Origin of the sequence: Advenella sp. RU8, from assembly GCF_048381675.1 — a bacterium.
Classification (GTDB): domain Bacteria; phylum Pseudomonadota; class Gammaproteobacteria; order Burkholderiales; family Burkholderiaceae_B; genus Advenella.
Genome location: NZ_JBLWIS010000009.1, coordinates 21,361 through 48,289 on the forward strand (window position 1 = coordinate 21,361; position 26,929 = coordinate 48,289).

A 26,929-nucleotide genomic window follows, 5' to 3' on the forward strand; every position below is an offset into this window, starting at 1 on the left:
GGCCGGATTGAATTCTTCCTGATTAATATCAGTTTCAATTAATCCGTATACCGGAGAGCGGCCTGGTATGGTATGCATTTAGGCCGCATCAATGGCTTATTCAGCTTTTTGCTGTTTAGCTTCTTCTACTGGTTCATTCATTTGTTCTGCTGGTTCTTCTACCGTATCGTTTTCAAGGGCTTGAAAAAGCTCCTCCTCATTTAGCAGAGCAGGGGCAGCCGATGAACCTGTAAGGCCAAGCAGGGAGGATGCTGTCATGGCGAACTCGTTCAAGCCCATTTTTTTGCCATTAAAATCAATCTGACTGCCTTCTGGTTGGTCTGCATCATAGCTGACCGACGAGGTGGTTTTTCCATCTTTGTAAATCGCCATGCCGGATTGTTCTGCAATCATGCCCGCCATTCCTGAGATGACTTGTGCTTCCGCATCTGCAGTGGCTTTGTCAGCCCCTTCAGTTACCTGCATGATGCCTGAACCAAATTCCTTGATAAGGTTGTCATCAATGGAAAAAGAAAGATTGGCTTTGCGCAATGCTTGTGTGGCAAATAGTTCAATTGAATTCCTTGATGCGGAAGAGGCTTTTTCTCCGTTAAAAACAACGCCGAAATTCAGCAAGGCTTCACCGGTAGTTCCTTTTATATTTAAGGGATCAATGTGGAATTCAAATTTGGCATCAGCCAGTTTGAAAAACAGGTTTTCAAACTCTTTGTCCAGTGCTGCTTCCTCTTCCGGTGAGGCAGAGGCGAGATTCAGGTTGGCTGTGGCCCGGCTAAAATCATTCACGGCCTTCATGTCGACATTGTTAAACAACATTTTCATGCTGGTTGTGCCAAAATCAATTTTGTTGACATTGATTTTGTTCACGGAATAGGTAACGTCACCATTAAGCAGGCCATTAGGTGATTCCGTGGTACGGGCCGTCATGTCAATGTTGTCGATTAATATGGTTTGCGCAGGATCGACAATGTTGAATTTGCCAAATTTTAGGGCACTGTCACCGACATAGTTTTTGTTGGCGGTACGGGTTGTTTTGTTGCTAAGTTGAAAACCGTCTACAGAGAGGCTGGCCGTGCTTTTACCCTTTGCTTTAATGGCGCCACCGGTGGCTTCTGTATTGATAAAGGCATAATCAAGATTGGTGTGGGTAAGCGCCTGCATCGGCTCCACGGTTATCTCGCCATTCGTATCAACAAACTTCAGTGTTGCTGTTTTAATCGTGTTTTCTATTTCTTTGGCAAAAGAAAGTATGCTGCTGGATGTAAATGGTTCCTGTCCATTGGCAGCTTCAAACAGTTTTTTTGTATTGTCATTGTTAATAAGGGTGGTTTTGCTAATGGCCAAAGCGGGGGTAAAGCGACCTTCCTGAATTAACGGCAAGGGGCCATGATAAACCTTGTTCAGGAAGGTGATATTGGCAAGCTCTTCTGGTAAGTCGGGTATATCTATGTTCAGTTTATAGATGCCGGTTGAAGAAAGAAAACCTTTTTCATAACTGACTTCGCTCAGCCTGATATAGGGAGAGGCTTGTGCCAGAAAATCATTGACATTCCTAATGGACTGATCGATTTGGCCTTTGGACTGCTGGCCAATGTACCAGGTTGAGCCTCCCCATACGGCACCGGCCGCAACTAGCACGCCAATAACAATATTTGTTGTTTTCATAATGTACCCTTATAAATTTACGGATGTTTGACAGGATTTATTGCGAGTGCAAGCCAGTTCCTGCAGCCTGCATATCTTTGCGTTCGATCAGTTCGATTTTGTATCCATCGGGATCTTCAACGAAGGCAATGACGGTCGTGCCGCCCTTGACGGGACCGGCTTCACGGGTAACATTTCCACCTGCAGCCTTGACTGCCTCACAGGCGAGGTAGGCATCGGGAACGCCAATGGCAATATGGCCATAGGCAGTGCCCAGTTCATAGGAGTCAACCCCATGGTTATAGGTCAACTCAAGTTCCGCCTGTTGCGGGTTGGATTCAAATCCCAGGAATGCCAGGCTATATTTGTATTCGGGGTTTTCGGAGCGGCGCAAAAGTTTCATGCCGATCACGTTTGTATAAAATTCGATAGAGCGTTCTAGGTTACCGACGCGAAGCATGGTATGTAGAAATTGCATGATGACTCCTGGTGGAAATGGTTACAAGCGGATTATTTTAGCAAACCTGTCTTTGCAGAATGATGAGCGGAATGCATTTGAATGACGGTTGCTGCAACAAACATACAAAAGCATTATATAAGTGAAAATTTAATGTGTGTTACCGTTTTATGGGTTTCTTAAAGGAGGGGTAGTTCGCGCAGGCTGGTTTGTTTAAGCCTGGCTTTAGCCGCTTGGTAATCGGGCAGAATACGTCCAACTTCGGCCCAGAAGCGCGGGCTGTGGTTCATTTCCTTCAAATGGGCAAGTTCATGCGCAATCACATAATCAATCAGCTCAGGGCAAAGATGAATCAGGCGCCAGTTCAGTCGAATACTGCCATCTGAATTGCAGGAACCCCAACGGGTTGTTGCACGGGACAGGCCAAGGCGCACCGGTTTAGTACCGCTGCTGTGTTGAAAATGGTGCAGGCGGGTTTCAAACCAGGCCAGGGCACGCCCCTGAAACCAGTGGGTGCAGGCGGTTTTAATGGCCTGGGCACTGGCCGTGTAGGGCAGGTTGACAGAGAGAATATCGTTATCTTGCGCCAGGTTGTAATTGCCCTGGTAGCGACAGGAAGCAAGTTGTGGATCCAGTTGCACAATAATTTGCCGGCCCAGGTAGGGAAGCTGCATGCCGTCCTGCCAGTGGAGGACAGGGGTTGCATGTTGTTGCCACTGTAAAAGCTTGCTTTGTATCCAGGGTTTCTTTTCCTGGATGGCCTGGTTGATGATTTCCTGTGATACCCACTTGGGGGCGGTAATTCTGAGCCCTTCGGCATTAATCGTAAAGCCAATGCTTTTACGATTGGAGCGCCGAAGGGTGTAGGGGATCTTATCCATGGGCGGCTGGTGTTTTAAGATTGATGCATGGTTTACGTGCAACCGCTCTCAGGGAAATCAGGCCTGGTCGTTATAACGATGTGGGCTAAGTACACGCATTTCCCCTTCAATCCATGCTTCTACCTTGCGGTTGAGCTGGTCATGGGTAAGGCCTTCGGAAGAGATGGGAGGGCCGAACGAGAAGGTAACCAGGCCAGGTTTTTTAATGAAAGAATTGCGTGGCCAGACTTCTCCGGCATTGTGAGCTACCGGAACCACTGAAGCCCCGGCATGGACGGCCAGACGTGCGCCACCTGATTGGTAGCGGCCTTTTTGACCAACCGGAATCCGGGTTCCTTCAGGGAAAAGCACCGGACTATGTCCTGCGTGGAGGCGTTTGGCCCCAATCTCCAAGACCTGTTGCATGGCACCCTTGCGATCGGAACGGTTAATGGGGATATTGCGCAAACTGGCCAGACCCCAACCGAAAAACGGGATGTAATTCAGCTCTTTTTTGTAAATAAAGCAGGCTGGCCTAGGCGAAAACCAGGGGAAAAGCAGGGTTTCATAGGCAGACTGGTGTTTGCTTAGGAAAACAACCGCTGTTGCCGGAATGTTTTCCATTCCTTTGATTTCCCATTTGATGCCAAGAATATATTTGGCCCCCCACATAAGCAGGTGGGGCCAGCTTACCGTGAAACGGTAGCGCCACTTGAAGGGGAAAGGCAGCAGCAGGAAACATCCAAGTGCGATGGGAATCAAAGTAATGGTTTGAAAAACCAGGAATAGCAGGGCACGTAAAAAAAGCATAATGATTAATTTTCCCTTAACCATTCGTTGATAATCTCAGCCAGGCTGGCACGTATTTGCGTGCCGGGTGGCAGATTAGGGTCATTTTTTGTTTTCAGGCCGTTGCCGGTTTCCACCAGCCAGGTTTTCATGCCAACGGCATGGGCTGCCTGCAGGTCACGCAAGGAGTCGCCAATTGCAGGTACCTGGGTTGGGTCGATTTCGTAGCGACGAATGATGTCGTGAAAAAGGCCTGGCAAGGGCTTGCGGCAGGAGCAGCCTTCATCGGGGGTATGAGGGCAAATGAAAATGGCATCAATTTGCCCTCCCAGCAAAGTGAGCTCCTGGTGCATTTTGGAATGCATGGCGTTCAGGTCGCTTATGCTGAACAGTCCTCTGCCCAGGCCTGACTGGTTGCTGGCAATGACCACCTTCCAGCCGGCCCGGTACAGCCGGGCAATGGCTTCAAGGCTGCCGGGCAGGGGGATCCACTCGTCGGCCGATTTGACAAAGTCGGCACGATCTTCATTGATGACGCCATCTCGATCAATAATAACGAGCTTCATTTTGCCAGCCTGGAAATATCAGCAACCAGGTTCATGGCACCATGCAACTGTGAAAGCAAAGCCAGCCGATTATTGCGGATGGTTGGGTCTTCGGCCATGACCATCACATCGGTAAAGAAGGCATCAACGGCCTCCCGTGTGCTGGCAATGCTGCTGAGGCTTGCTTCAAATTCGCCTTTGTCAAAGTGATCAAGGGCAACCGGCTGGATTTTTTCAATGGTGTTGGCCAAGGCTTTTTCTGCCGGTTCAAGCAGTATCTCGGTATTGATGGCAGGCAGTGAGCCGTCAACTTTTTTCAGCAGATTGGCGATTCGCTTGTTGGCGGCAGCCAGGCTTTCAGCTTCGGGCAATTGTGCAAAGGCGGTAACGGCCTTGATCCGGTCGATAATCTCGTGCAGGGGTGGTGCCAAAGCAATAACGGCATCTACCACCGAGCGGTCATAATCGTTATTAAGCTGATTGCGGTAGCGTTCGTAAATGAACTCCTGCACTTCAGCCACGGTGTTTGGATTCAGGCTGATGTTTTCGAAGGTGCCTGCGGCAAAGTCAAGCAAAGTATTCAGCGTGAGTTTGGTTTGCAGGTTCAGGAAATGGCCGGCGGCCAACTGCTCGACGGCACTGATCAGGCCCAGGGCGGCACGGCGCAAGGCGTAGGGATCACGCTCTCCGGTAGGTACCAGACCAATGCCCCAAATGCCGACCAGGCTTTCAGTCCGCTCGGCAATAAATAAAATGACCGAGGTGAGTGTTTCCTGGCTGACCGGCTTGTCATAACGAACGCGGTACTGGTCTGCCAGGGCTGTCACGATGTCTTCGGGCTCGCCATCGGCTTTGGCGTAATAGGCGCCAATGATACCTTGCAGTTCGGGGAACTCGCCAACCATGTTGGAGCTTAAGTCGGCCTTGGCGAGCAATGCTGCCCGGTCTGCCAGGGCGACATTGGCACCGAGTTCCTGGGCAATGTAGGAAGCGATTTTACGGACCCGTTCAGAACGGTCGAGTTGCGTGCCGAGTTTATTGTGGTAAACGATACTGGCCAGTTGCTCAACCCGTGCGGCCAGCGGCATTTTACGGTCGGTTTCGAAGAAGAATTCGGCATCGGCCAGGCGTGGGCGGACAACCCGTTCGTTGCCTTCGATGATTTGTCGCGGATTCTCGATGTCCATGTTGCTGACAATCAGGAATCGGTGCGTCAGCTTGCCAGTGGCCGGGTCGAACAGGGGGAAGTACTTCTGGTTCAGGCGCATGGTCAGGATCAGGCACTCGGGTGGTACGGCCAGGAATTTTTCTTCGAACTGGCCGACATAGACAGCCGGGTATTCCACCAGTGAAGTAACCTCGTCCAGCAGGGCAGTTACTTCCGGATCATTGCCAATCGTGGCTCCCAGTGAGGCTGCCTTATTGGCCAGCAGGGTGCTGATCATATCGCGGCGATCTTCATAAGACGCAATCACCTTGCCTTCGTCGCGCAATTGCTGCTCGTAAGTGTCGGCATGGGTTAACTGAATGGGGCCATTGCTCAGGAAGCGGTGTCCTCGGGTAACGTGGCTGGATGAAATGCCCAGTATGCTCACTGGCAAGACATGGTCACCAAACAGGACAACCAGGCCATGCACGGGACGCACGAAACGTACGCTGGTTTGTCCGTCGGCCAGCTGATAGCGCATGACTTTGGGAATCGGCAGGCCGGCAATCGCTTCGTCGATGGCAGTTTGCAGGAAAGCGGCCAATTGTGCACCGGGAGCAGTGCCTTTGGCGATTAGATATTCCTGTTTGCCATCGGACTCGCGGGTAAGATCGGCGACGCCCAAGTGCTCAAGGCCTTTGGAGGCCAGTTTCTTTTGCAAGGCGGCACTGGCATTGCCGTTTTCATCAAGCCCGATTTTGACGGGCATGAGTTTTTCGGCAAATGCCTGTTCGGGCGCCTGCGCCAATACCTGGCTTAAGCGAACACCCAGGCGGCGAGGTGTAGCAAAAGATTCAAGCTTGCACTGTTCACCTAGCAGGTGTTGTTTGCTTAAAGATTCGTAAACGCCCTGGGCAAATGCCTTGCCCAGTTTTTGCAATGCCTTGGGTGGTAGTTCTTCGGTAAGTAATTCGATCAGTAAAGGATTCGTTGACATTTATGCAATCTCTTGTTTTTTCAGCATCGGGAAGCCAAGCTGTTCGCGGGAGTCGTAATAGCACTGGGCAACAGCACGGGACAGGTTGCGGATACGGCCAATATAGCTGGCCCGTTCGGTAACGCTAATGGCGCCCCGTGCATCCAGCATATTGAAGGTATGCGCGGCTTTCAGGACAACTTCGTAGGCAGGCAGTGCCAATGGAATCTCGACCAGTTTTTTGGCTTCAGCTTCATAGTCGTTGAAATGGGCAAACAGCATCTCGGTAGAGGCATGTTCAAAGTTGTAGGTGGACTGTTCAACTTCGTTCTGGTGAAAAACGTCGCGGTAGTAAACGGCATCGCCATTAGGCCGCCTGGTCCAGACAAGATCATAGACACTTTCCACGTTTTGCAGGTACATCGCCAGTCGCTCAAGGCCGTAGGTGATTTCACCGGTGGTCGCCGGGCAATCCAGGCCGCCCACCTGCTGGAAGTAGGTGAACTGGGTCACTTCCATGCCGTTAAGCCAGACTTCCCAGCCCAGGCCCCAGGCGCCCAGCGTGGGGTTTTCCCAGTCATCTTCAACAAAGCGGATGTCGTGCTCCTGGGGATTGATGCCCAGTGCTTGCAAGGAACCGATGTAAAGGTCAAGAATCTCGGGTGGTGCAGGCTTGAGCACAACCTGATACTGATAGTAGTGTTGCAGGCGATTGGGGTTTTCACCGTAGCGGCCATCTTTGGGCCTGCGTGACGGCTGCACATAAGCGGCATGCCAGGGCTCTGGGCCGATGGCGCGCAAGAAAGTGGCGGTGTGGGAAGTACCCGCGCCCACTTCCATGTCGTAAGGCTGGAGTAGCGCACAGCCTTGTGCGTCCCAGTATTCCTGAAGTTTTAAGATGATTTGCTGAAAAGTAAGCATGAATTCGACTCTAGCATCGGATGAATAACTAAACCTTGGATTTTAGGGTATTTGTCGTGGTTCTAGGGATAAATTGCCGCTTGAAGGGGTAAAATGCCCGAATTAACCTAGAACCGACAGGAGACAACCGTGACAGAATTGGTGAAATCAGAAATCATTGGCAGGGTATTGGTCATTACCATCAACCGGCCCGAGGCCCGCAACGCCCTAACTTACGATACGTCCTTTGCGCTGGCTGCCGCGCTTGACCAGCTGGATGCCAATAACGACCTGACCGTTGGTATCCTTACCGGTCAGGGCAATACGTTTTGTTCGGGCATGGATTTAAAAGAATTTGCCAAAACCCAGCGCCGTGCTGTGGTGCCGGGGCGTGGGCTGGGCGGGCTGTGTGAAGCACCACCGCAAAAACCCCTGATTGCCGCGATTGAAGGCTATGCGTTGGCGGGCGGCTGCGAACTGGCGTTGGCCTGCGATTTGATTGTGGCGGCCGAGAATGCCCAGTTTGGTTTGCCCGAGGTAAAACGTGGCTTGGTGCCGGGCTCTGGCGGCATGCTGCGCCTGCCGCAAAGGTTGCCCTATCACGTTGCGATGGAAATTTTATTAACCGGCGACATGATTCCCGCACAGCGTGCCCACCAGCTTGGTTTGGTCAATCAGCTGACGGAACCGGGCAAAGCCCTGGAAGCTGCGCTAAAATTGGCTGACAAGATTGCGGCCAATGGTCCCCTGGCCGTTCGTACGGTCAAACAGGTTGTCGTGCAGTCGCAAGACTGGCGCCAGGAAGACATGTTTGCCCTGCAACAGCCACGCATGGCACATATCTTTGCTTCTGAAGATGCCAAAGAAGGGGCAACCGCATTCGCCGAGAAACGGGCTCCGGTCTGGAAAGGCAAGTAATTCATTAAAGTTGTTAACCGTTAGTTTTTTGAAAAAAGTTGATCAAAGCATGACTACCATTATCAAAGAAAACGACCTGGTTCAGTCCATCGCGGATGCGATCCAGTTCATCAGTTTCTATCACCCGGCCGATTATATCCAGCACTTGGCCCGCGCTTACGAGCGTGAAGAAAGCCCGGCAGCAAAAGATGCAATCGCGCAAATCCTGACCAACTCCCGCATGTGCGCGGAAGGTCGCCGGCCCATTTGCCAGGATACCGGGATCGTGAACGTTTTCCTGAAAGTGGGCATGGATGTCCGGTTCGAGCTTAAAGGCACTTTGCAGGAAGCCTGCGATGAAGGGGTGCGTCGTGGTTATACCGATCCCGATAACAAGCTGCGCGCTTCCGTGCTGGATGACCCTATTTTTGAACGCAAGAACACCAAAGATAATACCCCCTGTATTTTGCATGTAGAGTTGGTTCCCGGCGACAAGGTTGATGTTCAGGTTGCGGCCAAAGGCGGTGGCTCTGAAAACAAAACCAAGTTTGCCATGTTGAATCCTAGCGACTCCATTATTGACTGGGTCCTGAAAACCGTTCCGCAAATGGGCGCCGGCTGGTGTCCTCCGGGCATGCTGGGTATTGGGGTGGGTGGTACTGCTGAAAAAGCCATGCTAATGGCCAAGCAGTCACTGATGGAAGACATCGATATGTACGAGTTGCTGGCCCGTGGCCCGCAAAACAAGCTCGAGGAAATGCGTATCGAACTGTATGAAAAAGTGAATGCGCTGGGGATTGGCGCGCAAGGCCTGGGTGGCTTGACAACCGTGCTTGATGTCAAAATCAAGACTTACCCCACTCATGCCGCTTCCAAACCCATTGCCATGATTCCAAACTGCGCGGCAACCCGCCATGCCCACTTTGTACTGGATGGCTCTGGCGTGGCCGTGTTAACACCTCCCTCTTTGTCAGACTGGCCGGAAGTTCACTGGGCCCCTGATTACAACAAGTCCAAGCAGGTTAACCTGGACACCCTCACCAAAGAGGAAGTGGCTAGCTGGAAACCCGGCCAAACCTTGTTATTGTCTGGCAAAATGCTTACCGGCCGTGACGCTGCACACAAGCGTATCCAGGATATGCTGGCCAAAGGTGAACCGTTGCCCGTTGATTTTACCAACCGTGTTATTTATTATGTGGGCCCGGTTGATCCGGTACGCGACGAAGTGGTTGGCCCTGCTGGCCCAACGACGGCCACCCGGATGGACAAATTCACCGACATGATGCTGGAAAAAACTGGCCTGATCTCCATGATTGGCAAGGCCGAGCGCGGTCCTGTCGCGATCGAGTCGATTCGTAAGCACAAATCTGCCTATTTAATGGCGGTGGGCGGTTCCGCCTATCTGGTTTCCAAAGCCATTCGTGGCGCCAAAGTGGTTGGTTTCGAAGACCTGGGCATGGAAGCCATTTACGAGTTTGATGTGAAAGATATGCCGGTAACCGTAGCGGTTGACTCCGAAGGGACTTCTGTACATAAAACAGGCCCAAGGGAATGGCAATCCAAAATCGGAAAAATTCCGGTAGCGGTCGAAGAACTGTAATTTTCAGTCCTGACGCTGTGAATCAACCCCGCAAAACCGCAGAAAATATTCGGTTTTGCGGGGTTTTTAATTAATGGCGAAAGCAGTTCAATGCTACGCTTGTTCCTACTCTCTGAAGTGCCCCCAAAATGTACGCTTGTTCCCACGCAGGAGCGTGGAAACGAGTACGCGGCGTTTTCACTTTTGCAACTGCCCGTATGTTTTCATAATGATAAATTTGGAACTTTGGGTTTAAAGTAATTTAATACCCTGATCTTTGCATTGTTCCAATAGTGTATTAAGAGGGCCTTGAGCAAGAACAAGCCCGGGTGCCAGCTCTTGCAGGGGCAATAGTACAAAGGCCCGTTGGTGCATGCGTGGGTGTGGCAGGGTAAGTTCGGCTGAATCGTTGGTTTCATCGTTGAACAGCAGGATATCCAGATCCAGGGTGCGGGGCGCATTTACATAAGGTCGCTCGCGACCGTAGCGGTTTTCAACCGATTGCAGGAAATGCAGCAAATCGAGTGATGACAGGCTTGTTTCAAGCTGGGCAGCCGCATTGACATAGTCTGGCCCCGAGGAATCAACCGGGCTGCTACGGTAAAAGCGGGAGCAGGCCAGTGTGTGAATGGCCGGATGCGCGCTAATGTCGGCCAATGCCTGTTGCAGGATATTCCGGCTTTCACCCAGATTGGAGCCTAGGCCGATATAGGCGGTGTTCATGCATTGTCCTGTTGGGGCAGGGCGGCTTTTTTGCGTGCAGGTGAACGACGCTTGCGGCGTTTACGCACGGTGGCAGCAGCGGGTGTGCCTTTCTGTTTTTGCGTCAGTTCTTCAATCATTTGGATTTTTCCTGCCGCATCGGTATCGGCAAGATCCATCCACCATTGTGCCTCGACACTGTCAAATTCACCGCAGGCCGCGCGTAATTGCAGGAAATCACAAGCCGCACGAAAACGGGGTTGCTCGGTCATTTTCCAGATCTGGCGGGGAACAGGGTGTTCAAAGCGTGGTTGCATGAACCAGATTTCACGCATATCGGTGGTATGACGTCGCTGGATAGCCAGTTTGTGAACCTGTTCTTCAAGCACTTGGTCTGCCGCATTGATAAGCGCCTGCATCGGGGGTTCTTTTTTGGCAATATTGCGTTTCCAGTAAACATCAACCAGGCGCCATAACAGGGAAGCGTACAAGAAACTGGGGCTGACCGATTTGCCCAGACGGACACGGTGATCGGTGCGCTCAAGGGTAAGTTCCACAAATTTCTGGCCACCGGGCTGCTTCAGGACCACATCCAGCAAGGGCAGCGTGCTTTCGTGCAAGCCTTCTGCGCGTAGCTGTTTCAGGCAGGACAGGGCATTGCCGCAGGTCATCAGCTTAAGGGTTTCATCAAACAGGCGGGAATCAGGCACATTGGAGATGAGCTCGGCCAACTGTTTGATGGGCGCCTGGGTATGCGGTTCGATGGTGCCGTTCAGTTTGGCTGCAAAGCGGACTGCACGCAGCATGCGGACAGGATCTTCACGATAGCGTGTTTCAGGATTGCCTATAATGCGTACGATATGCTTGCGAAGATCTGACAGGCCATTGTGGTAGTCGATCACTTCCTCGGTAAGCGGGTCGTAATACAGGGCGTTAAGGGTGAAGTCGCGTCGCGCGGCATCTTCTTCCTGGGTGCCGAAGACGTTGTCGTTCAGGATGCGGCCATGTTCGTCAGTCTTGTTCTGCCCATTGCTGTTGGCCCTGAATGTTGAGGTTTCAATGATTTCAGGCCCAAATACCACGTGTACCAGCTGAAAGCGCCGGCCAATAATGCGGGCACGGCGAAAGCTGGCACGCACCTCTTCGGGAGTGGCATTGGTGGCCACATCAAAATCCTTGGGCTCAAGGCCCAGGATAAGGTCACGAACGGCACCTCCGACGATATAGGCCTGGAAACCTTTCTGGTGTAACACCTCGCAAACCTTGATGGCGTTGCGCGAGACAAGCCGGCGATCGATGCCATGCTGTTCCTGGTGGTAAATCCTGGCTTTGGTTTTTTTGGTGTCGCTGGCCGGCGAGTTGAACAGGCGGTTGACGAAGCTTTTAATGGTGCTTTTGATCATATGAACAGGGTAAATAAAGATGTCGTTATTTTAATGCAAACAGATCAATAACAGGCCAGCCCTTGTCATTTGCCGTTTTACGCAGTACTTCATTGGGGTTGGTGGCAACCGGGTTACTCACGATTTCAAGCAGGGGCAGGTCATTTTGCGAATCGCTGTAAAAATAGCTTTCAGTGAAATCGCCCAGTTTTTTACCCATGGCGGACAGCCACATATTAACGCGGGTTACCTTGCCTTCCTTGTAGCTGGGGATGCCTTCCACTCGTCCGGTAAAGCGGCCATTGACATATTCGGGCAGGGTGCCAATCAGGTGCTCAATGCCAAAGGCACGGGCTACCGGGGTGGTTACAAAAGAGTTGGTGGCCGTGACGATACAGCACAAATCGCCGTTTTCGTGGTGCCGGCGAACCAGATCGATCGCGCTCGGATGGATGGCAGGCCGTACCACTTCACACATGAATTGTTCATGGAAGCGGGCCAGGTCATAAGGGCTGTGCATTTTCAGGAAACCCAGCATGAATTCGGCCGATTCTTCTATTTTCAGGATGCCGGCCGTGTATTTTTCCATGAGTTCATGGTTTTTTTTCTGGATGGCTTCAGGGTCGCCTGCCAGGTTGTTGCGTGCCAGGAAATCAACCCATTCACGATCGGTATCAATGGGAAGCAAAGTGTGGTCAAGATCAAAAAGGGCCAGATTGGTAGCAGTCATGATTTTGTTTTAATAAAAAAAGCCTTGAGTAAAGGTACGGTAATAGGGCGTCGGGTAGACAGTGAATAGGTGTCCAGGGCATCGAGCAGGTTGAAAAGGGCGGCGATATCACGCGAATAATGGGTGAAAATCCAGTGTGTGACTTCATGGCTTAATTGCAGGCCTTTTTCATGGGCACGGTTTTGCAAGGCAGTAAGGCGTTGCTCATCACTAAGCTGTTCGAGCCGGTACACCAGTTCCCAGCCAAGCCGGGTCCGCAGGTCTTCACGGATAGGCATGGCCAGTGCAGAAACATTACCTGACACCAGTAGGATGAAGGCATCGGATGTGTTTTTGCGCAGCTTCCATTCATTGTACAGGCTGAACAGTTCAGCCTGCTGGTCTTCGCTTAAAGATTCGATGTTATCGATGGCGACCAGCGGCGGTGTGTTCTGGAAGATAATAGACTCCAGGAAGGGTTGGCTTTCATGATTGAAATAGACCCCTTGGTGGCAGGCAGCCATTGCCTTGAGCAAATGGGTTTTGCCACAGCCATTGCTTCCCCACAGGTAAACCGCCTGCCCTGGCAGAATGTGACGTAGCGTGTTGATGGCTTCGGCATTTTGCCCCACAATGAAATTCTCAAGGGTGGGCTCGGGAATAGGGGATACTTCAAGCGTTAATTGTTCATTCATTTGTATAAAAAGTACTATTCAGGTATTGACCATAAACGCGACGGATCAATACCGACAGGGCTGCACTGGTCGGCAGGGCAAGCAGAACGCCAAAAAATCCAAAAATTTCGCCAAACACAAACAGGGCAAATATGATGACCAGAGGATGCAAGCCAATCCGGTCACCCATGATCTTGGGTGTTAAATATAAACTTTCAAAAACCTGGCCTATGCCGAAAACAATGGCAACGGCAATCAGGCCATAGTAACCATCGAATTGTAATAGAGCAGAGAGGATTGCGAGCAATAATCCCAGTCCGAAGCCTAAATAAGGGATAAAAACCAGTATGCCGGTAATGACGCCAATCGGAATGGCGCTGTCAAAGCTGGCAATCGACAGTCCGATACTGTAATAGATGGCCAGAATCATCATGACCAGGATTTGCCCGCGCAGGAAACTGGACAGCAGTTTGTCTATTTCATTGCCAATTTCAAGGGTAGGATGCAGGAAGCGGCGTGGAATGATTTCACTGAAGCGGTTAAGAAATGTATGCCAGTCGAATAGCAGGTAAACCAGGACAACTGGCGTAAGCATCGCGCTGGCGATATAGAAAACTAGTGTGCCACTGCTGGCTTTCAGGTAATTGATCGCAGTGGTGAAAAGGCTGTCGGTGCCGGTGACGGCATCTTGCAGCAGCTGGCGAATGTGAGTGATATCAAGTTTGCTGTCTACCCCAAGCCATTCATCAATGTTGGGTGCCAGCTGGGTATTGTATTGATGTATCCACAATGGCAATTGCTCCAGGACCAGGTTGATTTCCCTGCGCAGCAATGGAATGATGATGAGCATGAACCCCAAAATGATGGCGAACAGTAAAAATACCATGAAGAAGACAGCCAGCCAGCGCGGCATGTGTAAACGCACCAGCAATTCTACGCCAGGGGCTAAAATATAGGCCAGCGCCAGTGCCAGCATGAACGGGGTAAGCACCGGAGACAGGATATAAAGTAGAATGAGCAGGCAAATTCCAACTCCTGACCACAAAAGTGTCTGATTTCTACGTAAATTTTTCTCATTCATCGTAAAATTGCGTTTACTCCATTTGATTTATGACATTTTTACATATTTAGGCTCGTTTCTCATGACAAATTCAACAAAATCCTCTTTGACCTATCGTGATGCCGGTGTGGATATTGATGCTGGCGATGCATTGGTTGACCGCATTAAGCCATTGGCTGCCAAAACCATGCGCGAAGGCGTGATGGCCGGGATTGGCGGTTTTGGGGCTTTGTTTGAAGTACCAAAAAAATACAAGGAACCTGTTCTTGTTTCCGGCACTGATGGTGTAGGCACCAAATTACGTCTCGCTTTTGAGTGGAACCGTCATGATACGGTAGGTATCGACCTGGTAGCCATGAGTGTAAACGATATCCTGGTACAAGGGGCAGAGCCCCTGTTTTTCCTTGACTACTTTGCTTGCGGCAAACTGTCGGTGGATACCGCTGCCAGCGTGGTTGGCGGTATTGCCAAGGGTTGTGAACTTTCAGGATGTGCCCTTATTGGTGGTGAAACCGCTGAAATGCCAGGCATGTACCCTGACGGAGAATATGACCTGGCCGGTTTTGCCGTTGGTGCGGTAGAAAAATCCAGAATTATCAATGGCAAATCCATTCAGGCGGGTGACCGTATCCTGGGCCTGGCATCCAGTGGTGCGCATTCTAACGGTTTTTCGTTAATCCGCAAGATTATCGAACGTGCCGGTGCCCAGCCTAATGACGAATTCCATGGCCAGCCATTGGTCGACGTGGTCATGGCGCCTACCCGCATTTATGTTAAACAAGTATTGGCAGCGCTTGCCAAGCATGGTACAGACATTAAAGGCCTGGCCCACATAACAGGCGGTGGTTTGCTGGACAACGTGCCTCGTATTTTGCAGCCAGGCCTGTCCGCACGCCTAAGCAAAGATGCCTGGGAAATGCCCGAGTTGTTCAAGTGGCTCCAGAAAGAAGGTAATGTCGAGGACACCGAAATGCATCGTGTCTTTAATTGCGGGATTGGCATGGTTATTGTGGTTTCAGCCAGCCAGGCTGATGATATTGCCGCCACTTTGCAAGAGCAGGGTGAAACCGTTTACCAATTGGGTGAAATTGTGCCTCAGGAAGAGGGCATGGAACAAACCGTGGTTGTTTAACTGTCGTTGTTTAAGATAAAACGACGCAAAAAAGCAATATGGGGGCTTGCCGTGGCAAGCCCTTGTTTTATGGTTAGCTCATTGCCTGCAGGGAGGTTTCCATGTCATGGGCAATGGCGTCAATAACCTGTTTGGCTACATTATGGGCCATGCAATCAATCCGGATTCGGTCGGGTTGGGCTCGCAGCCAGGTAATCTGGCGCTTGGCCAGCTGGCGCGTGGCGGCAATGGCTTTTTCACGGGCCTCTGGCAAATCATACTCGCCATTCAAGTGTGCCCATATTTGCCGGTATCCCACGCAGCGAATGGATGGCAGGTCAGCATGCAGATCGGGGCGCCGTTTAAGCTGTTGGACTTCCTCAACAAACCCCTTTTCAAGCATCTGGTCAAATCGGGCGGCAATACGCTCGTGCAAGTCCAGACGGTTGGCAGGCTCAAGGCTGATGGTTTGGTATGGAAAATCACCGGCTTTTTCTGCCGGTTGCTCAAGCAGTACGGACATGGGCTTGCCTGAAATGCGATAAATTTCCATGGCACGTTGTACCCGCTGGCTGTCATTGGGGGCCAGGCGGGCAGCCGTAGCCGGGTCAACCTTGGCCAGTTCCGCGTGCAGGGCAGGCCAGCCATGCTGGCGGGCAAAATTTTCCAGTTCCTGGCGAATCTCGTCACAGGCTGCAGGCAGTTCATTCAGTCCTTCGCGCAGGGCCTTGTAATACATCATGGTACCACCGGCCAGGATTGGAATCCGGCCACGGGCCTGAATCGCCTTGATCAGTTTCGCGGCATCCCGGGTGAACTCGGCGGCACTATAGGTTTGTGCCGGATCCCGGATGTCCAGTAAATGCTGTGGGGTTTGCGCCTGTTCTTCTTTGGATGGCTTGGCGGTGCCAATATCCATGCTTTTGTAAATGGTGGCGGAATCCACATTAATGATTTCAATGGGCCAGCGTTGGGCAATGGCCAGCACACTGGCGCTTTTGCCTGATGCGGTGGGCCCTGCAATACAAATAATGGCTTGATGCCTGGTGTCCTGGGTTGGCATGGTGTCTGGTTGGGCGGCAAAGGCCTGCTAAAGAAATAAAAATGCAGAAATAAGAAAAGGCAGCTGTTTACTGCCTGATTTTTGGCTAGTTTAGCATTACCTTAATCTTGCTTGATGGAAAATGAATAGTTTATTGTCCGCGCATGAAGAGTTTATCCAGATCGTTCATGGTCCATTGAAACCAGGTGGGGCGACCGTGATTACACTGGTTTGCCCTTTCAGTTTGCTCCATTTGACGCAGCAAGGCATTCATTTCTTCTATGCTCAGGCGGCGATTGGCCCTGACGGAACCGTGGCAGGCCATGGTGGACAGCAATTCATTGCGTTGTTCGGTTAAATGTTTGGAAATGCCGGCCCGGCTTAAGTCTTTCAGCACATGAAGGACCAGCGATTCGATGTCACCATGAGCCAGCAATGCCGGAACCGAACGTACGGTAATTGCACGCGGGCCAGCGGCAGTTAAGTTAAGGCCGAGTGTTTGTAAAGCATCCCGGTGCTCTTCAAGTAAAGCCACTTCTTTTTCAGAGCAATGAAAAACGATTGGCACCAGCAAGTCTTGCCTTGGCATGCTGTGATTGTCCAGGGCGATTTTAAGCTTTTCGTAAACGACCCGTTCATGGGCAGCGTGCATGTCAACCAGTACCAGTCCTTTGGAGTTTTGGGCCAGAATATAAATGCCATGCAGTTGGCCCAGGGCCATGCCTAAAGGAAACGTATCCTGTTCGGGCAGTGAGGACAGTTGTGTTTTGCTTGAAGTGCTTGCGGTGTAAGCAGGCGCATGGAAGGTTGTGCTCCCTGCGGCAGTGGTGTCGGCCACCTGCGTATGTTCATTGAGTTGGGTTGAGGGGGTCTGGCTTGGGGGCGTGAGCGGGCTATAGGCCTGGATCCAGGCCTGTTGATGGTCTAGCCCCAGGGGTGCCTGTCGTTGATAGGGATTGAAACTTGCCGAAGGACGGCTGGCCGGCGCCTCATTGCCGGTAACCGGCAAGGTTGCTGGTGCAAGCCCGGCTGGCATCTGGGCAGGCAGCCGGTTCATGGCATCTTGCTGTCCGCCTACACTGGCCAGTGCCGATGCCACGGTTTGCGAGACAAAACGGTAAACCGCGCCGCTATCGCGAAAGCGCACTTCATGTTTGGCAGGGTGAACGTTCACATCGACCGTATTGGGATCGATGTTCAGGAACAATACATAGGCCGGCTGGCGATCACCGTGCAAGACATCGGCATAGGCCGTACGAATTGCATGTGACACCGTGCGGTCGCGTACATAGCGGCCATTAACGTACAGATATTGTTTATCGGCACGGCTGCGGGCCGCATTGGGTTGGGTAATCAAGCCATGCAGGCTGGCCAGGCCAACGTCGGCCTTGACGGGAATACCCGCTTCTATGAACTCGGCGCCCAAGACGTCGCGGATGCGTTGAAAATTGTCGGTGCTTATCCATTGGCGGTAGGCTTTATCATTATGGAACAGGCGAAAAGCCACCTCGGGAAAAGCCATGGCAATTCTTTCAAGGGCATCCAGGCAATGTCCCAGCTCTGTTGTTTCCGATTTCAGGAATTTGCGGCGGGCAGGAATTTGGTCAAATAGCTGGCGCATGTCGATGGTTGTGCCATAACCACCGGCAGCTGGGGTCACTTCGTTATGTGCGGCATCGATTTGCCAGGCATGCTCATCTGCCTGGGTACGTGATGTAATCACAAGCCGGGAAACCGAGGCAATCGAGGCGAGTGCTTCGCCACGGAAGCCCATGGAATTGACTGATTCCAGTTCTTCAAGAGAGGTGATTTTGCTGGTGGCATGGCGCATAAGCGCCAAAGGCAGTTCATCTTTGGGAATGCCGGTGCCATCATCGGTAATGCAAATGCGCTTGATTCCTCCGCCTTCAAGGCGGATTTCAATGGCTCGCGCCTGTGCATCAATGGCATTTTCAAGCAGTTCTTTTAATACAGAAGCGGGGCGCTCGATGACTTCGCCTGCGGCGATTTGGCTGATCAGTTGATCGGGAAGAGGGGAAATATGGCGTCTTGGCATTTTGCCTAAAAGAAAACTTCAGCTAAATGAAAAAAGGAGCCGAAAAAACGGCTCCGTAAAGGTACTGCAGCAAAATGCACGCGCTACTATCGCGTGCATTTCCATTCTGCCTTAAAAATAAAATCATGTCTACCCTATACGGGCAAGCGGTGGGTTTGTGGCAAAATAGCCTTTGACGCCGGACAGAATGGCGCTGGCAATTTGTTGCTGGTTGTTTGTATTTCTAAGGAAACGTTCTTCTTGCGGATTGGAAATAAAAGCGGTTTCAACCAGAATGGAAGGAATATCTGGCGCTCTTAAAACGGCAAAACCAGCCTGTTCCACACGCCGGCTTTGAATGCCATTGACTTGGGCCAAAGAGTTAAGTACGCGGTGGCCAATGTTCAGGGAGTCTTTGATTTGTGCGTTGGTAGACATGTCCAGTAACACGCTGGCCGTGTTTCTGTCATGGTCGCCAATATCGATGCCGCCAATAAGGTCGGCGGCGTTTTCTTTTTTGGCCAGCCAACGTGCAGCGGCACTGGAGGCTCCGCCACGCGAAAGGGCAAAGACCGATGTGCCTCGGGCCGATTTGTTAGTGAAGGCATCGGCGTGAATAGAAATGAAAAGGTCTGCCTTGACTCTACGGGCTTTTTGCACCCGTACATGCAGTGGCACAAAAAAATCGGCATCACGAGTCATGTAGGCACGCATATTAGGTTGTGCGTTGATAAGGTCACGCAGGCGTCGGCCAATGGCCAGGACGATATCTTTTTCTCTGGTGCCCATGCCGCCAATGGCGCCAGGATCTTCACCGCCATGACCAGGGTCGATGGCGATAAGAATGGGGCGGTTGGCCCCGTTACGGCTGCCGCCAGTGGCTGGAGTGCGTGGTTGTACCTGCCCTTCGACCGATGGGACGGGAGCGTTGCCACGATTTTTGGATAGTTTGTCTAATACGCTGGCCAAGGGGTCATCACCGGCCATGTTCGAGCCAAGTGCCATCAAGGGATCTTTGGCTACTTTGGGGTACAAGTCCAGGACCAGGCGATATTGGTAATCACCTACCGGCTTGAGGGTAAATACTTGTGGGGCAATGGCTTGCTTTAAATCCAGGACAATCCGAACCACGTCAGCCCGGTTTTGGGCAACCCGAACTGTAGAAATATAGGGATCATTGGGTTTGATCTTGGAGATGAGCGAGTTCAGGGCGCTGCTCATGCTAAGGCCCTGCAGGTCTACGACCAGGCGATTCGGGTTGGACAGGGTGAAATGCTCGGCCTTGAGGGGCGCATTCAATTCCAGGGTAACCCGGGTGTATTCATCGGCAGGCCATGTGCGTACAGCCAGGATTTGGCTGCTGGCGGCATTGGCCACTTTGGAAATGACGGGAAGTGACAACAGCGTTGCAGCTGTGGTCAGAATACGACGACGCGTCATTTGACGAGTGCTTGTATGTCCATTTGCTGTAGCTGTTTTATCCATGATTGACCCTTTTCCGTAAACGCTTGTATTTTTGCATCGCGACCAGAGGCAGCGTAGTTAAGTGACAGTTCAAGATCGGGGGGAGGCAGGCTTGTTCCTGCTTTTTCAGCCCACTCGATCAGTACGATGGCATCTTCAAGTAAATTCTCACGAAAGCCAGCGTCTTGCCATTCGTTTGAGTCACTAAATCTATAAAAATCAAAGTGATACAAGTATAAGCTAGAAACTTTATAGCTTTCAAGCAGGGTATACGTAGGGCTTTTGATGCGCCCGGTTACCCCTATTGCTCTTAAAAAAGCTCTTGCAAAACTTGTTTTTCCTGCTCCCAGGTCTCCTTTCAGGTGAATGCGTCCCCCTTTTTTTGTGGGGTGCTTGGGATCACAACTGTTTGATATTCCAGCGCTTATTAGGGCTGCAAGCTGTTGTGCCAGACGATCTGTAGCGTTTTCGTTTGGCAAATAAACAGTTATAAAATCGTCATCTTGGCTGGACATAAGACCTGAAAATGTGGTTTTTTTAATACTATTATTATAAATTCAGTTAAAGTAAATTCTAGAAAAAAACAAAAAAATGTGTAAAAACAACAATTTTTTGATGTTTCTTCATGCGTTTTCAAGTCCGGGTAGGCTGGCAAGGGTGTTTTTATGGATTGACAGGCGGTTTCCACTCCCCCCTCTTTTTTATTTAAAGGGGGGCGGAACGCTTGGTGTCTTAATGGAACAGTTGCTGGGTAACGAAGACCCAAAATGGAATGGTGATTACGCTAAGAATGGTGCCAGCTGAAATGGTAAAGGCTACCAGGCGGCCGTCACCTCCCATGCGGGTGGCAAGAATAAAGGCTGCCGAAGCGGTAGGCAAAGCGGCAAACAGCACGAACATTTGGGTTTCAATGACAGAGAACCCCAGCATGACGGCAATGGCCATGGCAAAAAGCGGCATCAGCCCCAGACGGATGGCCAGAATCCAGCCAACCAGCTTGCCGTCACGGCTGCCGCCCTGCAGCGAAAGGCTGGCCCCTACGCAAAGCAAGCCCAGTGGGATTGAACTGTTGCCCAGTTTGCCAAGCGTGGTGTCTAGTACGGAAGGAAGGGTAAGGCCGCTAAAATTCAATAAAAGGCCGGCAAAAGTTGCCAGGACCAGTGGGTTTTTCAGGATTTCCTTGAACAGATTGCTGCCTTGGTGGCTGGCCAGGGATTTGACGGCCAGAATGTTTACAAATGGAATGGCAAATCCCACAATCACGGCCATGCTGGCCAGACCGGCTTGGCCGGCCAGTGACGGCGCCAAAGACAATCCGATGTAGGTATTGAAACGGTAGGCGCATTGCCCAACCGATGCCAGGGCGATGGGTCGGGGCTTTAATACCGGTTTGGCCAGCCACACGCATAAACTGCCTAAAATGGCCAGGGCGATGGTTGCCAGCAGCAAATTACCAGTGGTGGCCAACGACATGGGGGTACTGGCAATTGAGCGAATCAGCAGGGCTGGAAATAAAATAAAATAAACCAGTTTTTCAAGCCCGGAAAAAAACTCTTTGGAAAAGTGCAGTTTGTTGTACAGTATCCAGCCTAGAATAACGATCAAACAATCGGGTAAAACAAGAAAGGCAATCTGCATACACTACACTTCAATGAAAAAGAGTTTAAGGGGTTTGTGCCATAAGGTATCACTACATATCATAGAACAGAATGGCGAGTAACGACTTTCGCATTGCAAACAGGTGTATTCAATAAACCTAAAGGCTGTATTAATAAAACATGAAACCGGCAGACATAGATGCATTTATCGATTCAATTTGGCTGGAGGACGGGCTTTCGGCCAATACGCTGGCGGCTTACCGTCGCGATTTAAATGGGTTTGACCGCTATCTGGGCAAGCAGGAGCCGCCCAAATTATTAATCGAAGCGCAGGGCAATGATATTCAGGAGTGGTTTGCAGGCAAGCATGACAGTAGCAAGGCAAGTACGGTAAACCGGCGTTTGGCTTCACTTAAACGGTATTTTGCCTGGGCCCTGAGGGCTGGCTTGATACAGAAAGACCCTTGCCTGAACCTGCAGTCTGCCAAACAGCCGCCACGCACCCCTAAAACCCTGACAGAAAACCAGGTCATGGATTTGCTGGAAGCGCCTGATATTGACACACCGGGTGGCTTGCGTGACAGGGCCATGCTGGAAACGCTTTATGCAACCGGTTTGCGGGTATCAGAGCTGGTTAGTCTTAAAGTGCTGCATTTAAGCCTGAACGAGGGTATTGTGCGGGTGGAAATGGGCAAGGGGGGCAAAGATCGCCTGGTGCCCTTGGGGGCGGAAGCCATGCATTGGCTTGAGGCCTACCTGAAAAACAGCCGGAACCTGTTGTTGGGCAACCGGCCATCTGATGACCTGTTTGTGACCCGCCGGGCGTGCGCCATGAGCAGACAGGCCTTTTGGCAATTAATCAAAAAATATGCCCTGCTGGCAGATATCAATGCCCCGCTTTCACCGCATGTGTTAAGGCATGCTTTTGCAACGCATCTGTTGAATCATGGTGCCGATTTGCGGGTGGTACAGCTGCTGTTGGGGCATTCAGACATTTCAACAACGCAAATTTATACGCATGTGGCCCGTGAGCGTCTTAAAACCCTGCATGCACAACATCATCCAAGAGCTTAATGGTTATGGCTAAAGCAAAACACGTATCTGAAACACCAGCGACCCAGTTCCTGAAAAAAAACAAAATTCCCCATGTTGGCCATGCCTATGAATATGTCGATCATGGTGGTACTGCAGAGTCGGCCAGGCAATTGCAGGTTGATGAACATGCCGTGATTAAAACCCTGATTATGGAAGATGAGCAGGCAAAGCCGCATGTGGTGCTGATGCACGGAGACCGGGAAGTGTCGCTAAAAAATCTTGCACGGCAAATCGGCACCAAAAAAATGCAGCCCTGCAAGCCAGATGTGGCCTCACGGCATTCAGGTTACCAGATAGGAGGTACTTCACCATTCGGTACCCGCAAGCAAATGCCGGTATGGCTGGAAGCCAGTATTCTGGACTTGCCATTAATTTATATTAACGGTGGAAGAAGAGGCTATCTGGTTGCAATTGAGCCACAGGTTTTGGTCAGTGCGTTGGGGGCGGTAGCCGTGAATGTAGGCAATGAGTGAGATTTTGCAAAATTGTTACTTTTGCGCTTATTTGCTTGTAATTTTGTTTAGTGGGCATCTAAAAAACAAAAACGCTAGAAAGTAGATCACGGTGTGTTTTCGAAATAACCTGTCTGGCGGTTTTTTTGTGGTTTTATAAACAAAAAATATATCGATAATTCAATTGTTTATAAGTGCTTGCTTGTAATTTTTTAGGGTTTACCCTATAATGTTTTCATATTCCATAATATGAAAAAGGAGTTTATTATGCGAAATTACAGCAATCAAATCGTATTGTCAGACGAAGTAAAGCGTGAATTAATGAAACAAGAAGCCCGTGAAGTCAGATTGGAAAATATTGTTGCTCCGTTTGCTGCGGTTGCGGTTTCGGTTTATTCGGCCGTTCGGTTTTTTGTTGAAATGTTTGGTGACACCAAAGAAAACATCGCCGAAGTTGAAGAAGCCAGCCAGCATGTGGGTGGTTACTGGCTGTAAAACAAAGTATTTGCAGTATCAGGGTAATGTGTCACATTAAATGATCGTTATGCCTGTTTATTGAACGGTAGATTGAGATCGCCTCAATCCTGTTTCTGGCATTCAGCAATTTGAAGATGGCTGAAGCCTGGTTCTTGACGGTTTGTACCGCCAGATTTTTTTGTACCGCTATTTCCTGGTTGGAATAGCCTTGGGCAATCATCGACAGCAATTCCAGCTGACGCGAAGAAAGCTCGCTTAATTGACCGGTGACCGCCGGTTTTTTGTTTTCGCCCAGTCCATACAGTACTGCAGGCGGAACATAGACACCCCCCGATAAAACCAGATTCAGTGCTGAGCCCAGCACATCGTTACTGGTTGATTTTGGAATGAATCCTGAAGCCCCAAACGATAAACATTGGCGGATAAGTCCGGGTTCCTCTGATGACGAAATCATGATCACACTCAGTTCTGGCCATTGCCTGCGAATCTCACGAAGTCCACTCAATCCTTCGACACCCGGTAGCTGAACATCCAGCATCAGCAAATCCATATCCGGTACGGTTTGCAATAATTTTTCTATCGAAGGCAGATCTTCGGCTTCATGGATTTGCCAGTCGGCATGCATTTGTTGAATCAGGCTGATCAGTCCGCAGCGGATCAGCGCATGGTCATCGGCTAATAAAAACTTCATGGTCCTACAGTAAAAATAAATCCAAGTACTAAAGTACTTCCCTAACATGACGTGCGTTTGACAAATAACCCAAATAATTCAAATAGATATGAAATCATCCGGATGCCGTCTTGCTTTTTTTCATGTAAAAACATCTGGCAGGTACCTGATAAGTACTTAACTTAATGATTTTCAAGTACAAATTTAAATAGGCCTGTCATTATCCCGTTTTAAGATGCAACCTTCATAGCACTCTTGCTCTTGTCAAGAGCTGAACTTAACGAAATTTACAGGTTGCAGGTTTATGGGATTAATCAAGGATCAGCTTCGTTCAGCCGATATCGTGCTGGTTGATTTGGATGGTTGCCTGATTGCCAGTGGAAAACCTTTGCCGGGGGCACAAAAGCTGATTCATGCGGCCGATGAAAAATTGGTTTTGTTGTCTAATAGCTCCAGAAATACGGCCCCCGAATTGTCAGCGCAATTATCTTCAATCGGCTTGCAGATTCCGGCATCTAATATTTTGCTGGCAGGTGAAATGACCATTTATCATGCGGCGACTGAATATGCCGGACAGCGGATTATGCTGATGGGATCGGATAGCTTGAAAACACTAGCGCTGTCGTTGGGATGCCAGTTAGTGGAGGATGAGCCGGATGTGGTGATCTTGACCCGGGATCCTTACCTGAGTTACGAATCATTGGCCGTGGCAATACGTGCGGCAGCCAGTGGTGTGCGGTTCCTGGTATCCAATCCGGACCTTACCCATCCGGATATTAATGGCCAGCCGGTGCCTGAAACGGGCATGTTGCTGGAAATGTTCAAAACGGCGGTACCTTCGTTGAACTACACGGTTTTTGGCAAGCCCGAAGCCTATATGTTTGTCCATGCTTTGGAAAAATTCAATGCACGAGCTACCCATACACTGATGATTGGCGACAATCCCAATACCGATGGAGAGGGAGCAAAAAGGCTGGGTATCACACCGCTGATCATTGGAACGTCGGCAGCTTCAGTGGCTATCAATCTGAATGCCCTGTTGGAAAAGCCTGCAATACCGATGCAGAAAGCCGATGATAAGGGGCAGCCGTCTTTGCAAATGCAGGCTTATGTTCCCGAAGTTTTGCAGGTCTTGAACAAGTCTGCCAGCTGGCTGCTGGATGTGATTGAAACCATGGCCGAAGCGTTTGTCTACTGGGATGCCAATGACCGGATGGTTTTATGTAATAGTAAATACCCGCAACGCTTTCGTGAGCCACACAAAGTGGTGCCTGGCGTACATTTTGCTGATGTGGTTGAGCATAATTTGCAGACACAGCGGGTTGAAATATTTGAAGATGTCAAGAATGTAGCCCTGACACCAGAAAGCTACCGAAAAAAACGGATGGATGCACACCGTGCCTGCCGGGGTTCTTTTGAAATGCTGAATTTTAATGGTCGCTGGGAGCAAGGCAGGGAGCGCCGGACCCGTGATGGTGGCACCGTTGCCATTTACACGGATATTACGGCCATCAAAGAAGCCGAACAGCGAGAACAGCAGGCCAGGCAGGCCGCAGAAAAAGCCAACGAGGCAAAGTCCCGCTTTCTGGCTGCAGCCAGTCATGATTTGCGCCAGCCCTTGCATGCCATTGGCATTCTGGCATCGGTACTGCGCAATCAGTTGCAGACCGATGAATCCAGGGAAACCCTTGCGAGCATCGAGTCCTGCCTGCAAACCATGAATAACTTGTTTGACTCTTTGCTGGATGTGTCCAGGCTGGATGCCGGTGTTATCAAGCCTGAACCCAGGCCCATGCTGCTGGCTGATCTGCTGGCATCGGTTTATCGGGAGTTTAGTCCTTATGCCCAATCAAAAGGGTTGAAATTCAAGGTCCGGGTCAGCCAATGCATGACGGTTAGCGATCCGGGCATGTTAGGCAGGATTCTTCGCAATCTGGTATCAAACGCCCTGAAATACACGCCTGGAGGCGGGGTGACGGTAGGCGTGCGCAAGCGCGGGACGGGCTTGCATATAGAAGTGTATGACACGGGTATCGGTTTTCATGCCTGCCAGCTTTCCGACATGTTTGCCGAGTTCAAGCAGCTTGACGTGGGCAGCTTCAAGCAGCAGGGCCTGGGGCTGGGTCTGTCCATTGCCAGCCGCCTTTCTGAAATGCTGGGACATTCGCTGACGGCCATTTCCACGCCAGGCAAAGGCTCCCGCTTTACGATCCAGGTGCCCTTGTACAAGGCTGCTCCCGGCCGTGTTAGCAATGACGTTGATGGATTCGAAGAAAAAAACTTCAGGAATAAATGTGTATGGGTGGTGGATGATGACCAGGATATTCTGGATGCGATGCATAAGTTGCTGGGCAGTTGGGGCTGCGAAGTAATCACGGCGGCCAGCCAGGAGCAGGTTCAGGCTTGTTCCAGCCTGCGTGCACCAGACCTGCTGTTGGTTGATTTTCATTTGACTGAATCGGTCAATGGGCTGGACATCATTAAGCAAATAGCCCGGATAACAGCCACTTCTTTTCCTGCGATTGTCATTACTGGGGATACCTCGCCGGTGTATCTTAAGGAAATCGAGCATCTTGGTTATTCCGTTTTACACAAGCCGCTTCATCCCATGAAAATACGTGCTGTCATGCAGCAGCATTTAAATATGATTCAGGTTTGAACTAAAAA

General features: G+C 50.7%; 25 protein-coding genes. 7 read left to right on the forward strand and 18 right to left on the reverse strand.

Annotated elements, in window-relative coordinates:
* Positions 1-96: 96 nt before the first annotated feature.
* From ACM5Q9_RS11180 to glyQ, 7 genes are all read right to left on the reverse strand, one after another.
* Positions 97-1,662, reverse strand: a complete 1,566-nt coding sequence (locus tag ACM5Q9_RS11180; RefSeq protein ID WP_418144823.1) for a YdgA family protein — start codon at positions 1,660-1,662, stop codon at positions 97-99.
* A 37-nt stretch (positions 1,663-1,699) separates the two neighbouring features.
* Positions 1,700-2,119, reverse strand: coding sequence for a lactoylglutathione lyase (gene gloA / locus ACM5Q9_RS11185; RefSeq protein ID WP_418144824.1), 420 nt, complete (start codon positions 2,117-2,119; stop codon positions 1,700-1,702).
* 158 nt (positions 2,120-2,277) lie between these two features.
* A complete protein-coding gene (locus ACM5Q9_RS11190) occupies positions 2,278-2,979 on the reverse strand; it encodes a M48 family metallopeptidase (protein WP_418144825.1) in 702 nt (233 codons plus the stop codon).
* A 57-nt stretch (positions 2,980-3,036) separates the two neighbouring features.
* The gene (locus ACM5Q9_RS11195; RefSeq protein WP_418144826.1) at positions 3,037-3,768 is read right to left on the reverse strand and encodes a lysophospholipid acyltransferase family protein; all 732 of its coding nucleotides are present in this window, start codon (positions 3,766-3,768) and stop codon (positions 3,037-3,039) included.
* A 5-nt stretch (positions 3,769-3,773) separates the two neighbouring features.
* Positions 3,774-4,313, reverse strand: a complete 540-nt coding sequence (gene gmhB, locus ACM5Q9_RS11200; protein ID WP_418144827.1) for a D-glycero-beta-D-manno-heptose 1,7-bisphosphate 7-phosphatase — start codon at positions 4,311-4,313, stop codon at positions 3,774-3,776.
* Positions 4,310-6,436: a glycine--tRNA ligase subunit beta gene (glyS, locus tag ACM5Q9_RS11205; RefSeq protein WP_418144828.1), complete on the reverse strand. Its 2,127-nt coding sequence runs from the start codon at positions 6,434-6,436 to the stop codon at positions 4,310-4,312. The genes gmhB and glyS overlap by 4 nt, the downstream gene beginning before the upstream one ends.
* Entirely contained in the window at positions 6,437-7,336 is a 900-nt protein-coding gene (gene glyQ / locus ACM5Q9_RS11210; RefSeq protein WP_418144829.1) for a glycine--tRNA ligase subunit alpha, read from the reverse strand. It abuts the gene before it with no gap.
* A 129-nt stretch (positions 7,337-7,465) separates the two neighbouring features.
* Between glyQ and ACM5Q9_RS11215 the strand changes: the two genes are divergently transcribed.
* Positions 7,466-8,233, forward strand: coding sequence for a crotonase/enoyl-CoA hydratase family protein (locus tag ACM5Q9_RS11215; RefSeq protein WP_418144830.1), 768 nt, complete (start codon positions 7,466-7,468; stop codon positions 8,231-8,233).
* A 49-nt stretch (positions 8,234-8,282) separates the two neighbouring features.
* A complete protein-coding gene (locus tag ACM5Q9_RS11220; protein WP_418144831.1) occupies positions 8,283-9,812 on the forward strand; it encodes a fumarate hydratase in 1,530 nt (509 codons plus the stop codon).
* 231 nt (positions 9,813-10,043) lie between these two features.
* On the opposite strand, the gene folK is transcribed toward ACM5Q9_RS11220, so the two are convergent.
* Genes folK through ACM5Q9_RS11245 form a run of 5 tightly spaced genes read right to left on the reverse strand, consistent with a single transcriptional unit; the run spans position 10,044 to position 14,339 of the window.
* Complete coding sequence (gene folK / locus ACM5Q9_RS11225) at positions 10,044-10,514, reverse strand: 2-amino-4-hydroxy-6-hydroxymethyldihydropteridine diphosphokinase (RefSeq protein WP_418144832.1); 471 nt, start codon at positions 10,512-10,514, stop codon at positions 10,044-10,046.
* On the reverse strand, positions 10,511-11,896 hold the full coding sequence (gene pcnB / locus ACM5Q9_RS11230) for a polynucleotide adenylyltransferase PcnB (RefSeq protein ID WP_418144833.1): 1,386 nt from the start codon (positions 11,894-11,896) through the stop codon (positions 10,511-10,513). Before pcnB ends, folK begins: the two co-directional genes overlap by 4 nt.
* 25 nt (positions 11,897-11,921) lie before the next feature.
* On the reverse strand, positions 11,922-12,605 hold the full coding sequence (locus ACM5Q9_RS11235; protein WP_418144834.1) for an HAD family hydrolase: 684 nt from the start codon (positions 12,603-12,605) through the stop codon (positions 11,922-11,924).
* Positions 12,602-13,279 (reverse strand): DnaA regulatory inactivator Hda, encoded by a 678-nt coding sequence (gene hda / locus ACM5Q9_RS11240; RefSeq protein WP_418144835.1) that lies wholly within the window; start codon positions 13,277-13,279, stop codon positions 12,602-12,604. Before hda ends, ACM5Q9_RS11235 begins: the two co-directional genes overlap by 4 nt.
* Positions 13,272-14,339, reverse strand: coding sequence for an AI-2E family transporter (locus tag ACM5Q9_RS11245; protein WP_418144836.1), 1,068 nt, complete (start codon positions 14,337-14,339; stop codon positions 13,272-13,274). The genes hda and ACM5Q9_RS11245 overlap by 8 nt, the downstream gene beginning before the upstream one ends.
* A gap of 61 nt (positions 14,340-14,400) precedes the next feature.
* Here ACM5Q9_RS11245 and purM point away from each other — a divergent pair, with 61 nt between their 5' ends.
* Positions 14,401-15,450, forward strand: coding sequence for a phosphoribosylformylglycinamidine cyclo-ligase (gene purM, locus ACM5Q9_RS11250; RefSeq protein ID WP_418144837.1), 1,050 nt, complete (start codon positions 14,401-14,403; stop codon positions 15,448-15,450).
* Positions 15,451-15,523: 73 nt separating this feature from the next.
* On the opposite strand, the gene miaA is transcribed toward purM, so the two are convergent.
* The 5 genes from miaA to ACM5Q9_RS11275 all read right to left on the reverse strand — a co-directional run bounded on the left by miaA (position 15,524) and on the right by ACM5Q9_RS11275 (position 21,608).
* On the reverse strand, positions 15,524-16,492 hold the full coding sequence (gene miaA / locus ACM5Q9_RS11255; protein WP_418144838.1) for a tRNA (adenosine(37)-N6)-dimethylallyltransferase MiaA: 969 nt from the start codon (positions 16,490-16,492) through the stop codon (positions 15,524-15,526).
* Positions 16,493-16,622: 130 nt separating this feature from the next.
* A complete protein-coding gene (mutL, locus tag ACM5Q9_RS11260; protein ID WP_418144839.1) occupies positions 16,623-18,527 on the reverse strand; it encodes a DNA mismatch repair endonuclease MutL in 1,905 nt (634 codons plus the stop codon).
* A gap of 129 nt (positions 18,528-18,656) precedes the next feature.
* Positions 18,657-19,991, reverse strand: coding sequence for an N-acetylmuramoyl-L-alanine amidase (locus ACM5Q9_RS11265; RefSeq protein WP_418144840.1), 1,335 nt, complete (start codon positions 19,989-19,991; stop codon positions 18,657-18,659).
* Positions 19,943-20,485, reverse strand: a complete 543-nt coding sequence (tsaE, locus tag ACM5Q9_RS11270) for a tRNA (adenosine(37)-N6)-threonylcarbamoyltransferase complex ATPase subunit type 1 TsaE (protein ID WP_418144841.1) — start codon at positions 20,483-20,485, stop codon at positions 19,943-19,945. Before tsaE ends, ACM5Q9_RS11265 begins: the two co-directional genes overlap by 49 nt.
* A 217-nt stretch (positions 20,486-20,702) precedes the next feature.
* Positions 20,703-21,608: an AEC family transporter gene (locus tag ACM5Q9_RS11275; RefSeq protein WP_418144842.1), complete on the reverse strand. Its 906-nt coding sequence runs from the start codon at positions 21,606-21,608 to the stop codon at positions 20,703-20,705.
* A 140-nt stretch (positions 21,609-21,748) separates the two neighbouring features.
* Here ACM5Q9_RS11275 and xerD point away from each other — a divergent pair, with 140 nt between their 5' ends.
* The 3 genes from xerD to ACM5Q9_RS11290 all read left to right on the forward strand — a co-directional run bounded on the left by xerD (position 21,749) and on the right by ACM5Q9_RS11290 (position 23,610).
* The gene (gene xerD, locus ACM5Q9_RS11280; protein ID WP_418144843.1) at positions 21,749-22,642 is read left to right on the forward strand and encodes a site-specific tyrosine recombinase XerD; all 894 of its coding nucleotides are present in this window, start codon (positions 21,749-21,751) and stop codon (positions 22,640-22,642) included.
* Positions 22,643-22,647: 5 nt separating this feature from the next.
* On the forward strand, positions 22,648-23,136 hold the full coding sequence (gene ybaK, locus ACM5Q9_RS11285; protein WP_418144844.1) for a Cys-tRNA(Pro) deacylase: 489 nt from the start codon (positions 22,648-22,650) through the stop codon (positions 23,134-23,136).
* Positions 23,137-23,382: 246 nt separating this feature from the next.
* Positions 23,383-23,610 (forward strand): hypothetical protein, encoded by a 228-nt coding sequence (locus ACM5Q9_RS11290; protein WP_418144845.1) that lies wholly within the window; start codon positions 23,383-23,385, stop codon positions 23,608-23,610.
* A 31-nt stretch (positions 23,611-23,641) separates the two neighbouring features.
* Here the strand turns inward: ACM5Q9_RS11290 and ACM5Q9_RS11295 are convergent, their stop codons facing one another.
* Entirely contained in the window at positions 23,642-24,283 is a 642-nt protein-coding gene (locus tag ACM5Q9_RS11295) for a response regulator transcription factor (RefSeq protein WP_418144846.1), read from the reverse strand.
* A gap of 283 nt (positions 24,284-24,566) precedes the next feature.
* On the opposite strand from ACM5Q9_RS11295, the gene ACM5Q9_RS11300 reads away from it, so the two are divergent.
* Positions 24,567-26,921 (forward strand): HAD-IIA family hydrolase, encoded by a 2,355-nt coding sequence (locus ACM5Q9_RS11300; RefSeq protein WP_418144847.1) that lies wholly within the window; start codon positions 24,567-24,569, stop codon positions 26,919-26,921.
* The last annotated feature ends 8 nt before the right edge of the window (positions 26,922-26,929 follow it).